At 73.1% G+C, this 12782-nt stretch carries 9 protein-coding genes; 8 read left to right on the top strand and 1 reads right to left on the bottom strand.

Annotation, left to right across the window (positions count from 1 at the left end; translation table 11 throughout):
• The first annotated feature begins 67 nt into the window (after positions 1–67).
• Positions 68–1534, top strand: coding sequence for a sensor histidine kinase (locus ABD879_RS12020; RefSeq protein ID WP_345020572.1), 1467 nt, complete (start codon positions 68–70; stop codon positions 1532–1534).
• A gap of 112 nt (positions 1535–1646) precedes the next feature.
• Here the strand turns inward: ABD879_RS12020 and ABD879_RS12015 are convergent, their stop codons facing one another.
• Positions 1647–2630, bottom strand: a complete 984-nt coding sequence (locus ABD879_RS12015) for a trypsin-like serine peptidase (RefSeq protein WP_345020569.1) — start codon at positions 2628–2630, stop codon at positions 1647–1649.
• 198 nt (positions 2631–2828) lie between these two features.
• Between ABD879_RS12015 and dxr the strand changes: the two genes are divergently transcribed.
• From dxr to ABD879_RS11980, 7 genes are all read left to right on the top strand, one after another.
• The gene (dxr, locus tag ABD879_RS12010) at positions 2829–4106 is read left to right on the top strand and encodes a 1-deoxy-D-xylulose-5-phosphate reductoisomerase (protein ID WP_378272127.1); all 1278 of its coding nucleotides are present in this window, start codon (positions 2829–2831) and stop codon (positions 4104–4106) included.
• A 190-nt stretch (positions 4107–4296) separates the two neighbouring features.
• Positions 4297–5469, top strand: coding sequence for a flavodoxin-dependent (E)-4-hydroxy-3-methylbut-2-enyl-diphosphate synthase (gene ispG, locus ABD879_RS12005; RefSeq protein ID WP_345020562.1), 1173 nt, complete (start codon positions 4297–4299; stop codon positions 5467–5469).
• Positions 5470–5957: 488 nt separating this feature from the next.
• On the top strand, positions 5958–7553 hold the full coding sequence (locus ABD879_RS12000) for an alpha/beta hydrolase (RefSeq protein WP_345020559.1): 1596 nt from the start codon (positions 5958–5960) through the stop codon (positions 7551–7553).
• Positions 7554–7701: 148 nt separating this feature from the next.
• Positions 7702–9333: an alpha/beta hydrolase gene (locus ABD879_RS11995; protein ID WP_345020555.1), complete on the top strand. Its 1632-nt coding sequence runs from the start codon at positions 7702–7704 to the stop codon at positions 9331–9333.
• Between the two features lie 85 nt (positions 9334–9418).
• Positions 9419–10261, top strand: coding sequence for a GNAT family N-acetyltransferase (locus tag ABD879_RS11990; RefSeq protein ID WP_345020552.1), 843 nt, complete (start codon positions 9419–9421; stop codon positions 10259–10261).
• 29 nt (positions 10262–10290) lie between these two features.
• Positions 10291–11199: a hypothetical protein gene (locus ABD879_RS11985; RefSeq protein WP_345020550.1), complete on the top strand. Its 909-nt coding sequence runs from the start codon at positions 10291–10293 to the stop codon at positions 11197–11199.
• Between the two features lie 207 nt (positions 11200–11406).
• A complete protein-coding gene (locus ABD879_RS11980) occupies positions 11407–12567 on the top strand; it encodes a S8 family peptidase (protein ID WP_345020548.1) in 1161 nt (386 codons plus the stop codon).
• Positions 12568–12782: the final 215 nt, after the last annotated feature.

Here is a 12782-nt window from a genome sequence, read left to right as displayed (position 1 = left end):
GCGCGTCACCGCCCCGCCCAGGCGTGCACGGAACGGGCGGCACTGGCCCCGTTCGCTTCGTGCCCGGGTGACTCTTGCGGCGGTGGGGCTGATCGGCGCGGTGCTGCTGATCGTGGGCACCGCCGCCGTCGTGGTGGCGCAGTACCTGATCACCTCGCATCTGACCGCCCGCGCCGCCCGCGCCGCCGAGCACACCGCGGCGGCGTACCGGCACGGGGCCGCGCCCGGGGTGCTGCCCGCACGCGACGGCGTGGTCCTGCTCCAGGTGGTGTCCGCCGGCCGCGACTCGCGGGTGCTGGCGGCCAGCGCGTCGCTGCAGGGCAAGCCGCCCCTCAGCCACGCCCTGCCCGCGCCAGGCGAGGACCGCGTCGACACCCGCAGCTGCGGCGATCCGGCGTGGGAGTCGGACTGCCTGAACATCGTCGGATATCAGACGACGGTGCCGGGGCACGGCACCGTCACGGTGTACGGGGCCCTGCCCGAGCCGTGGGCGCTGGGCAGCCCCGTTCCGGCGATAACCGTGGCCGGACTGTGCATCGTCGTGGTCATCGTGGCCGCCGGGGTGACCTGGCGCGCCGTGGGCCGCACGCTGCGTCCGGTGGCGCAGATGGAGACCGCCATGTCCGAGATCACCAGCACCGACCTGAGCCGCCGCATGCCGGTGCCCGACAGCGCCGACGAGGTGGCGCGGCTGGCCGCCACGCTCAACGCCACGCTGGACCGGCTGCAGCGGTCGGCCGAGCAGCAGCGCCGGTTCGTCGCCGACGCCTCGCACGAGCTGCGCACCCCGCTGACCGCCCTGCGCACGCGCGTCGAGCTGGCCCTGAGCGCCCCCGAGGAGACCGACCCGATGCAGACGCTGCGCGAGTGCCTGGACGACGCCGAGCGGCTGCACCACATCGTCGAGGACATGCTGGCGCTGGCCCGGCTGGACGCCGGCGTGGAGCCCGCCCGCGTCCCGCTGGACCTGGGCCGGCTGGTGGAGAGCGAGCTGGCCCAGTGGTCGCCGCGGCTGCCGGTCTCCGCCCGCGTCGACCCGGGCGTGGCGGTGGCGGGCAACCGGCTGCAGCTCGCCCGGCTGCTGGTCAACCTGCTGTCCAACGCCGACCGGTACGCCACCGGCCGCGTCGAGGTGCTGGTGCGGGCCGAGGGCGACGAGGCGGTGGTGGAGGTCTGCGACGACGGCCCCGGCATCCCGTCCGCCGACCGGGAGCGGGTGTTCCAGCGCTTCACGCGGTTGGACACCGCGCGCAGCCGTGCGGCCGGCGGCACCGGGCTGGGCCTGACGATCGCGCGGGACATCGCCATCGCGCACGGCGGGAGCCTGCACGTCGCCGACAGCATGCAGGGCGCCCGGCTGATGCTGCGCCTGCCCCTGCTGCGCGACGCGGACCGCTTCGTCGCGCCGGCGGCGGCGTCGGACGGATCCGACCCGCAGGCGCCGTCCGGAACGCCCCGGCCGGTCGCCGCGCAGGGCCCGCAGCCGTCGAGGTCGGGGGCCGGCCGGCCGCACGGGCCCGGCGAGCACCCCTAGGCCGGCCCCGCACGCCGGACGGCCCCGGGCGCGGAAAGACCCGGCGGCCGGTGCGCGGGGGGAGAACACCGGCCGCCGGGCTGTGGGAGGACGACGGATCCCGGCGGGAGCCCTAGGAGGACTGCGCCGCCTCGTAGAGGTTCTCCACGTCCGTGCCGAAGTACGGGCCGAACATGTGGGTCGGTAGGAAGTTGTACTTGAAGCTGTTGACCGAGTTCTGGATGCCGGTTCCGGTGGACTCGTCGAAGCTGATGAACCACGGCCCGCCGCTGGACCCGCCGGTCATGTCGCAGGCCAGACCGTGGTCGTCGGTCAGCAGGAAGTCGTCGATCGACCGGCCGCTGCAGTAGATCAGCTCCGACCCGTCGTAGGGGTCGGCCGCCGGGTAGCCGAAGGCGTACATGTCCTGCCTGCGCGGCTGGTTGAACGCGATGCCCTGGCCGCCCACGACGTCGACGAGCTTGCGGCCGTCCAGCTCGTTCACCACGGCCGCGCCGACGTCGTAGTTGAGGTCCTCGCTGGCCGTCCACTGGGGGGTGGCGAGCGTCTTGCCGGCGGTCCACGTGCCGTAGGGGCGGGCGCCGTTGTCGTAGCCCGGCACGAACACCCAGTTGGCGTGCCAGGCCCCGTCCAGCTTGACGCAGTGCCCGGCGGTGATGACGGTGCTCTTGTTGTCGCTGGTCACCGCGTCCCCGGAGCACGAGGCGGTCCGGCCCTGATAGGTGAAGAACACCCGTCCCGCCGTGTGCGTCACCTTGCCGCCCCCGCTCCAGGGGCTGCCGGTGTTGGGGATGGAGAAGGCGGAGGGCGGCAGCACCCTGGCCAGCCCCCGTCGCACCTGATCCCAGGTTCTCTTGTACTTGGGCTTGAACAGCTTCTCCATGGGGACGGCCGACCGCATGCGCTCGGTCGTCCAGAACCGCAGCACGCGCTGCTGTTCAGAGTCGTCGGGCGCCTGCATCCGGGTCACCGGGCCGGGGGAGGCCGGCCGCAGGGGAGCATCGGGGGCGGACGCGTTCGCAGGGACGGTCAGCAGAGGGACCAGTGCGGCGCCGCCCACCGCGGCCACGGCCGCGTTGCGCAGAAGGCGTTTCATGTGGTCTCCGGAGATCGGGGGGAGACGGGGATAAAAGGATCGGGAGAGAGGTGTACGCCTGTGAGCGGACGGTAGTTTCGCCCTCAATGTCCGACTAGTGGCATAACTTCACAAATGCCGGGAGGTGGTTCGGTACTTTTGGGCGTCACCGCATTTCAGGCCGGGGATGCCGGCGGCCGCGCACGGGGCCGTCCGCCGATGGCCGACAATGGACGGGTGACCGCAGACTCGAACGCCGCCCCCGCCCCGGCCGACGGGCCCGCCCGGGGCGCCTCCGGCGCGCGCGACGTCGTCGTGCTCGGCTCCACCGGCTCCATCGGCACGCAGGCCCTGGACGTGATCCGACGCAACCCCGGCCGCTTCCGGGTGACCGGGCTGGCCGCCGGCGGCGGCCGCGTCGACCTGCTGGCCCGGCAGGCCCTGGAGTTCCGGCCCGAGGTCGTCGCGGTGGCCCGCGCCTCCGCCGCCCAGGACCTGCAGCTGGCGTTCTACGCCGAGGCCAAGCGGCACGGCTACGCCGCCGGCGACTACGCCATCCCCAAGATCGTGGCGGGCCCGGAGGCCGTCGCCGAGGTGGCCGCGTGGCCGTGCGACGTGGTGCTCAACGGGGTGACCGGCGCGCTCGGCCTGTCCTCCACCCTGGCCGCGCTGGACGCCGGCCGCACCCTCGCGCTGGCCAACAAGGAGTCGCTGATCGTCGGCGGCCCGCTGGTCGCCGAGCGCGCCCGGCCCGGGCAGATCGTCCCGGTCGACTCCGAGCACTCCGCGCTCGCCCAGTGCCTGCGCGGCGGCCGCGCCGCCGAGGTCCGCCGGCTGGTGCTGACCGCCAGCGGCGGGCCGTTCCGCGGCCGCTCCCGCGCCGAGCTGACCGACGTCACCCCCGAGCAGGCGCTGAACCACCCCACCTGGGACATGGGCCCGGTCGTCACGATCAACTCCGCCACCCTGGTCAACAAGGGCCTGGAGGTCATCGAGGCGCACCTGCTGTTCGACGTCCCGATGGACCGCATCGAGGTCATGGTGCACCCGCAGTCGGTGATCCACTCGATGGTGGAGTTCACCGACGGCTCGACGCTGGCCCAGGCCGGCCCGCCCGACATGCGCCTGCCCATCGCGCTCGGCCTGAACTGGCCCGACCGCGTCCCGGACGCCGCCCCCGCCCTCGACTGGAGTCGCGCCCACACCTGGGAGCTGTTCCCCCTCGACGACGAGGCGTTCCCCGCCGTGGCGCTGGCCCGCCACGTGGGGGAGCGCGGCGGCACCGCCCCGGCCGTCTACAACGCGGCCAACGAGGAGTGCGTGGAGGCGTTCCGCGCGGGCCGCCTGCCGTTCCTCGGCATCGTCGACACCGTCGCGCGGGTGGTGGAGGAGCACGACGCGGGCGGAGCGCAGGGCCGGCTCACGCTGGACGACGTGCTGGCCGCCGACGCCTGGGCGCGGGCGAGGGCGCGCGAGCTGACCGCACGCGAGGGCTGACGGCCGCTCCTCGCCGCCGGCGTCGGCCCGGGCCCCTGCCGCCCCTGCGGTGACGCGGAACGTCCGCAAACGGTCACCCAAAGTATCGGATCGGTCATGACATCACCGCGCACCGGGCATTCGTCACCCGGTCGAGCCTTATCCATCCGCCCGTGCCGCCTAGGGTAGGAGGGCGAGGTAAAGGAGAGGGATGAGCGTTTCACTCGGTATTCCGACGGTCCGCGGCGACGAACCGCGCCGGCTGGCTCCGCGCCGCAGATCGCGGCAGATCATGGTGGGGAACGTGCCGGTCGGCGGCGACGCGCCGGTGTCGGTCCAGTCGATGACCACGACCGTGACCGCCGACGTCAACGCCACGCTGCAGCAGATCGCCGAGCTGACCGCGGCCGGCTGCCAGATCGTGCGGGTCGCGGTGCCGTCGCAGGACGACGCCGACGCGCTGCCCGCCATCGCCCGCAAGTCCGCCATCCCGGTCATCGCCGACATCCACTTCCAGCCCAAGTACGTGTTCGCCGCCATCGAGGCGGGCTGCGCCGCGGTCCGCGTCAACCCCGGCAACATCAAGAAGTTCGACGACAGGGTCGGCGAGATCGCCCGGGCGGCCAAGGACGCCGGGGTGCCGATCCGCATCGGCGTCAACGCCGGCTCCCTCGACAAGCGGCTGCTGGCCAAGTACGGCAAGGCCACGCCCGAGGCCCTGGTGGAGTCGGCGCTGTGGGAGTGCTCGCTGTTCGAGGAGCACGACTTCCGCGACATCAAGATCTCGGTCAAGCACAACGACCCCGTGGTGATGGTCGAGGCGTACCGCCTGCTGGCCGAGCGCTGCGACTACCCCCTGCACCTGGGCGTCACCGAGGCCGGGCCCGCCTTCCAGGGCACCGTCAAGTCCGCGGTCGCCTTCGGCGCCCTGCTGTCGCAGGGCATCGGCGACACCATCCGCGTGTCGCTGTCGGCGCCTCCGGTCGAGGAGGTCAAGGTCGGCACCGCCATCCTGGAGGCGCTCGGCCTGCGCGAGCGCGGCCTGGAGATCGTCTCCTGCCCGTCCTGCGGCCGCGCCCAGGTGGACGTCTACAAGCTCGCCGAAGAGGTCACCGCCGGTCTGAAGGACTTCCCCGTCCCGCTGCGCGTGGCCGTCATGGGCTGCGTGGTGAACGGCCCCGGCGAGGCCCGCGAGGCCGACCTCGGCGTGGCCTCCGGCAACGGCAAGGGCCAGATCTTCGTCAAGGGCGAGGTCATCAAGACCGTCCCCGAGTCGCAGATCGTCGAGACCCTGCTCGAGGAGGCCGTGCGGCTCGCCGAGAAGATGGGCGTGGACATCGACGAGGACGGCTCCGTCGCCGCTCCGCAGGTGACCGTCCACTGACGCCCGCGCGGGCGCCCCACGCGCCCGCGCCCACCCCCTCCGGGCGGCCCGGGCACCTCGCCGCCGGGCCGCCGCCCCACTCCGCCCCGGGCCGCCTGCCCGGCTCCGCGCGCCCGACGCAGACCTCGCACCCGGTGCGGTTTTCGCGCCCGACGCACTCCCGCGCCTCGGCCGCGGACGCGCGTGCCCCGCAGCAGACGGCGGTTTGCGGAGTTTTCGGGCTTTGTCACGATTGTGCATCACTCGCCGTCGGCTCTCCCGCCGCAGGTGTCTGCATCGTCAAGATTTCTCCGTTGTTCCGCTCGGCGGGCTCCGCCGGGAGCCCGCGCGGACCGAGGGAGGATCCGTGCGGAGACTCGTACCGCTCACGGCGGCGCATGCCCCCGCCGCCGACGACCATGCGCTGATCCGCTGAAAGCCTCAGGGCCCCGTTCCCCGCGCCGGAACGGGGCCCTGCTCTGCCGACCGGCCCGTCCCGAGGGGGTTCGTTGAGAAGGCTCGTAGTGATCATGTCCGCCGCGGCGCTCGGCATCGGCGGCACCGCGGCCGCCGCCGGCGCCGCAACGGCGTCCCCGGCCTCTCCGGCGGCCGCGCGCCCCGCCGGCAGCCTGACGTGGGGCCCGTGCCCCACCGACGTGACCGGCGGCGCGTACCTGCGCGACGCCGAGTGCGCCCAGCTGCAGGTGCCGCTCGACCACGCCAGGCCGAACGGCCGCAAGATCTCAATCGCGGTGTCCCGGGTGAAGGCCACCGACACGGCGAACTACCAGGGCGTCCTGCTGGCCAACCCGGGCGGTCCCGGCGGCGCCGGGCTGTACCTGGCGGGCGGGATGGCCGCGTGGCTGCCCCCGGAGGTCGCCGCCAAGTACGACATCATCGGGTTCGACCCGCGCGGCGTGGAGTCCAGCAAGCCGGCGCTGAGCTGCGTGCCGGACTACTCCGACCCGGTGCGGCCCGACTACGTGCCGGCCGACGCCGAGCAGGAGCGGGCCTGGCTGGCGCGGTCGAAGAAGTACGCCGAGGCGTGCGGTGAGAAGTACGGCTGGATGCTGCCGCACATGCGCACCACCGACTCGGCCCGCGACATCGACGCGATCCGCAGGGCGCTGGGCGTGGAGAAGATCAGCTACTACGGCTTCTCCTACGGCACCTACCTGGGCGCGACGTACGCGACGCTGTTCCCCCGCAACGTCAAGCGGATGGTGTGGGACGGCAACGTCGACGTCCGCAACGTCTGGTACGAGTCCCAGCTCAAGCAGAACGAGGCCTTCGAGCGCAACATGAAGCTCTGGTGGGCCTGGACGGCCAAGTACGACTCGCTCTACCACCTCGGCGCGACCGCCGAGGAGGTCGAGGCGACGTACTACCGGATCCGGGCCGAGGCCAAGAAGTCCCCGATCGGCGGCAAGGTCGGCCCGTCCGAGCTTGACGACATCGTGCTCAGCGCGGGGTACAACACGGTGTACTACACCTACTTCGCCGAGGCGCTGTCGGCGTGGGCGGTGAACAAGGACGCCGGGCCGCTGCTGGACTGGGTCAGCGAAGGCGGCGGCGACAACGGGTTCGCCGTCTACAACGCCGTGCAGGCCGTGGACGCCCCCTGGCCGCCCAAGTGGAAGACCTGGCACAACGACGCCGTCCGCCAGTACCGCAAGGGCATCCGCTTCAACTCCTGGTCCAACACCTGGTTCAACGCGCCGATCCACTTCTGGCCCGCCGAGAGCGGACGCGCGTTCAAGGTCGGCGACAAGAGCGCGAAGGTGCCCCCGTTCCTGCTGGTGCAGTCCACGCTGGACGCGGCCACCCCGTACCCGGGCGGCGAGCAGATGCGCAAGCTGTTCCCCACCGCGCGGCTCATCGCCGAGGAGGGCGGCAAGACGCACTCCAACACCCTCAACGGCAACGCCTGCCTGGACGACCGGGTCGCGGCGTACCTGAACGCGGGGACGCTGCCCGCCCGCAAGCCGGGCCGGGGCGCGGACGTCACCTGCCAGGCCGACCCCAGGCTGAACGACCCGAACCCGTACCAGCTCAAGGCCGCGACGGCGGCCAAGGGCAAGGACGTGCTGATCGGCCGTCCCTGACCCCGGACCGGTCCCGGCCGGACCTCGCGGCGACGCCCGCGGACCGCACCGCCGGTCCGCGGGCGTCGGCTTTGCCGGAGTATCGCGCGGAATCGCGCTGATCCGGCGCTCCCGGACAGGGGCGCGTCCGCGCGGTAGACAACGAAGGGTGCTCACTGTCTTCTCTGCTGGCGGGGCGCCGGTCGGCGGGAGCGGCAAGGGCGCCGCCGCCGCGGCGACGGCCGCGGCCCTCGCCCTCACCATGCTCGCGCCGCTTCCCGCGGCCGCCTCCACCGTCCGGCCGCCGCGCCTGTCCTGGCGCCCCTGCCCGGCCAACGACCCGGTCGAGAAGGCCGCGCTGCGCGGCATGGAGTGCGCCACGCTGGCCGTCCCGCTCGACCACTCCCGGCCCCGCGGCAGGAAGATCAGGCTCGCGCTGTCCCGGATCCGGCACACCGCCCGCACCTACCGGGGCGTGGTGCTGCTCAACCGGGGCGGGCCCGGTGCGCACGCCCGCGACCTGCCGCGCTTCGTCACCGGCAACCTCGACAAGAAGGTCGCCGCGCAGTACGACTGGATCGGCCTGGACCCGCGCGGCGTGGGCGGCAGCAAGCCCGCGCTCGTCTGCGACCGCTCCTACCAGGACCCGGGACGGCCCCGCGCCCCCTACGTGCCGCGCAGCGCCGCCGAGGAGCGCGCCTGGAAGAACCGGGCCCGCCGCTTCGCCGACGACTGCGCCCGCCGGTACGGCTGGATGCTGCCGTACATGCGCACGGTGGACTCGGCCCGCGACATCGACTACGTCCGCGCCGCCCTGCGCCAGAAGAAGGTCACCTACTTCGCCTACTCGTACGGCACGTACCTGGGCTCGGTGTACGCGACGATGTATCCGCACCGGGTGCGGCGCATGGTGCTCGACAGCGTGATCCGGCCGAGCGCCGTGTGGTACCCCAGCAACCTGTACCAGAACGTCGTGTTCGAGCACCGCATCCGGTCCTACTTCGCGTGGATCGCCCGCAACCACCGGACGTACCGGCTCGGGCGCACCCGCCAGGCCGTGGCCCGCTCCTACGCCAAGGTGCACAGGGCGGTCACCCGCAAACCCGTCAACGGCCGCCTCGGACCGTCCGAACTGGACGACGTGTTCCTCAACGACGGCTACAACGACCGCACCTGGCCGTCGCACGCGCGCGCTCTGTCGGCCTACCTCGTGCGGCGCGACCCCAAGCCGCTGGGCAGGCTCTACCACAGGCCGACCTGGCTGGACCAGAACAACTACACCGTCTACAACGCGGTGGAGTGCCGCGACGCGGCGTGGCCCCGCGACTGGGCCCGCTGGCACGACGACGCCTGGCGGCTGTACCGCAAGGGTTACCGTTTCGAGACTTGGAGTAACACCTGGTACAACGCTCCGTGCGCCTTCTGGCGGGTGCCGGGGGGACCGAAACCCGCCGTCCGAAACCGGCGCGGTCTGCCCCCGATCCTGCTGGTCGCCGGCACCCGGGACGCCGCCACCCCGTACCCCGGCGCGGTGGAGACGCACCGGCTGTTCCCGCGCTCCCGGCTGATCACGCAGGTCCGCGGAGGGAACCACGGCGTCACCTTCGGCGGGGACCGCTGCGTGGACCGGGCCGTGGCCGCCTACCTCGCCACCGGCGCCCTGCCGCCGCAGCGCAAGGGCACGGACCTGGCGTGCTCGGCTCCGCCGCCGCCCAAGGCCGGCACCGGGCGGCGGGACCGCCGCACCGGCCCCGCGGCGGAGGCCGCGGAGGGGGAGCCTGTTGCGGCGGCGGCGCGGTGAACGTCATAGGCTTGTCACGTGGTGCTGACGAACGTGGCCCATCCGTGGTGGCCACTGCCCTCAGGGGGCCGGTAACGCCATGCGCATGCTGGGGTCGCTGCCGGTGCGGGTCCTCGACGACCGCCACCGCGACGAGGTGCTGGCCATTCTCGACGCCGACCCGGTCGCCAACGTCTTCGTCAGTTCCCGCGTGCACGCCTCCGGGCTCGACCCCGCCCGGCTCGGCGCGCAGATGTGGGGCTACCTGAGGGACGGACGCCCGACCGCGCTGTGCTACTCGGGCGCCAACCTCATCCCCGTCAACGCCGACTCCGCCGCGGTGCGGGCGTTCGCCGAACGCGCCCGCGCCCAGGGCCGCCGCTGCTCGTCCATCGTCGGCCCGATCGACGCGGTCGGCGAGATGTGGGAGATCCTCGAACCGTACTGGGGGCCGCCCCGGGCGATCCGCTCCGTCCAGCCGGTGATGTCCACCTCCACGATGCCGCCCGTGCCCGCCGACCCGCACGTGCGGCGGGTGCGCATGGAGGACTTCGACATCGTCTACCCCGCCTGCGTGGCGATGTTCACCGAGGAGGTGGGCGTCTCCCCGCACGCCGGGGACGGCGGGGTGCTCTACCGCGCGCGGGTCGCCGAGCTGATCCGGGCGGGCCGCGCGTTCGCCCGCATCGAGGACGGCCGGGTCATGTTCAAGGCCGAGGTGGGCGCCGTCACCCCGCACGTGTGCCAGGTGCAGGGCGTGTGGGTGCCGCCCGACCTGCGCGGGCGCGGCCTGTCGGTGGGCGGCATGGCGGCGCTGGTGGAGGAGTGCCTGCGCACCGTCGCGCCGACCGTGTCGCTGTACGTCAACGACTACAATGCGCGGGCGCGCGCCGCGTACCGGCGTGTCGGTTTTGTGGAGGTCGACACGTTCATGTCGATTCTTTTCTGACCGGACGCACCGGCCGCTAGCATCCGGCCGTGGAGTTCGCCGGCGCGTTGCGGCAGGCCATCCGGGGCAGCGGCCTGACCCTGGAGCGCATCCGCCACCGCCTCGCCTGCCGCGGGGTGTCGGTCAGCGTGGCGACGCTGAGCTACTGGCAGCGCGGGCGCAGCCGACCCCGGTCCCGTCCCGTCGTGGCGGCGCTGGAGGAGATCCTGCAGGTGCCGGCCGGGACGCTCACCGGCCTGCTGGACGACCCGCCGGGCCCGGGCTCGGCCGCCGGGCGCGGTGCGGCGGGCTGGGGCGACCGCGCGGACCGCGCGCGTGCCGCCGCCGACCTGTGGCCCGACCCCGAGCTGTACGCGCGCGTCGTCGGGCAGCTCGACCGGTCGGCCGACCACCGGCTCGAACGCCTCAGCGCCCACGACGTGTACCGGCTGGACGCGGCGCGCCGCCCCCGCTCGCTGTCGGTGCGCGAGGTGCTGCGCGCGGGAGGCGACGACGCCGACCGCGTCGTGTGCGTGCACGCCGTCGCCCCCGCGGCGGACGCGGACGGGGCGCCGCGCGCAACCCTGACCGGGCTGCGCTACTGCCGCGCCGGGCGGATCCGCGCCGAGGGCGGGCTGATGGCGTTCGAGCTCGTGCTGGACCGCGTCCTTTCGGCGGGGGACACCGCCGTCGTGGAATACGAGCTCGTCCTGCCCGCCGACGGGCCGCCCGCGGCGGACTACCGGCGCCGTTTCGCCCGCCCGGTGCGTGATTATCTTTCGGTGGTCCAATTTCACCAGGAAATGATCCCCGCGCGCTGCTACGGTTTCTTTCAGGAGAGCCGCGACGCGCCCCGGGAACGGCTCGGTGAGCTGTGGATCGGCGCGTCCGGCAGCGCGCATATCGCCGCGGGGGCGGTGCGGCGCGGCGTCCTCGGCGTCGAATGGGAATGGGACTGACCGAACCGGTCCGTGAAACGGCGCCGCACCCGAAAGGTGCCGTCCGAAAACGCAGATCCCGGCAAACGCCGCTGACGGGAACGCGATGCAATCGTTATCCAGTGGCCCCGATGTGAAATTCGGGGTGCCGTTGAAGACATTGACGGACGTCCCGCCGCGAACCGAGGATCGCATCGGTCCCCCTGTCCTTCCGCCCACGGAGAAACGATGAGACGACGTACCCTGCCCATCGCCGTCCTCGCCGCCGTTCCCCTGGCCGTGGCGGGCGCCCTGCCCGCCGGAGCCGCCCCCGCCGCCCCCGCCGTCCCGGTCGCCATGGCGGCCGCCGGACAGGGCGTCGCCGGACAGTACATCGTGACGCTGAAGAAGGGCGTCTCGGTCGACTCGACCGTCGCCAAGCGCGGAATCCGCACCCAGCACCGTTTCGGCAAGGTGCTGAACGGCTTCTCCGCCAAGCTCACCGATGACCAACTGTCCAAGCTGCGCACCACGCCCGGTGTCGCGTCCATCGAGCAGGACGCCGTCATCACGGTGGACGCCACGCAGAACAACCCGCCGTCGTGGGGCCTGGACCGCATCGACCAGACGAACCTGCCGCTGTCGCGCAGCTACACCTACAATTCCACCGGCGCGGGCGTGAACGCCTACATCATCGACACCGGCATCTACACCGCGCACTCCGACTTCGGCGGCCGCGCCACCAACGTCTACGACGCCCTCGGCGGCAACGGCCAGGACTGCAACGGCCACGGCACCCACGTCGCGGGCACCGTCGGCGGCGCCGCCTACGGCGTGGCCAAGGCGGTCAACCTGCGCGGCGTGCGCGTGCTCAACTGCAGCGGCAGCGGCACCACCTCCGGTGTCATCGCCGGCATGAACTGGGTGGCCAGCAACCACGTCAAGCCCGCCGTGGCGAACATGTCGCTGGGCGGCGGCTACTCCTCCTCCCTGAACACGGCCGCCAACAACCTGGCCAGCTCCGGCGTGTTCCTGGCCGTCGCCGCGGGCAACGAGACCACCAACGCCTGCAACCGCTCGCCGGCCAGCGCCGCCAACGCCACCACGGTCGCCGCGAGCACCAGCACCGACGCCCGGGCCTCCTACAGCAACTACGGCTCGTGCGTCCACCTGTACGCGCCCGGCTCGTCCATCACCTCCGCCTGGCTGAACGGCGGCACCAACACCATCAGCGGCACGTCGATGGCCACGCCGCACGTGGCCGGGACCGCCGCCCTCTACAAGGCGACCTACGGCGACGCCTCGTTCAGCACCATCCGCAGCTGGCTGGTCAGCAACGCCACCTCCGGCGTCATCACCGGCAACGTGTCGGGCACCCCGAACCTGCTGCTGAACAAGCGCTCCCTGTAAGGGGCGCACCGGCGCCGGGCGTCCGCGCGTCCGGCGCAGGACACCGTGCGGCGGGCCCCCGCCGCGCCGACCCCGACACGGGCCCCGCGAAGCCGCTCCGGCGGCTCGCGGGGCCCCTGTTTTGTGGAAAGTTGCCCGTTGGAAAAGCCCGGCCCCCGCCTTACAGTTACCCCGCGGGATTTCACTGCTGTTGTCAAGGCCGATCACAGGGGGCG

The sequence above is a fragment of the Actinomadura keratinilytica genome, assembly GCF_039539665.1.
Lineage (GTDB): Bacteria > Actinomycetota > Actinomycetes > Streptosporangiales > Streptosporangiaceae > Spirillospora > Spirillospora keratinilytica.
Note: the sequence above shows the minus strand (reverse complement) of the source record. Positions and strands in the feature narration are given on the sequence as shown.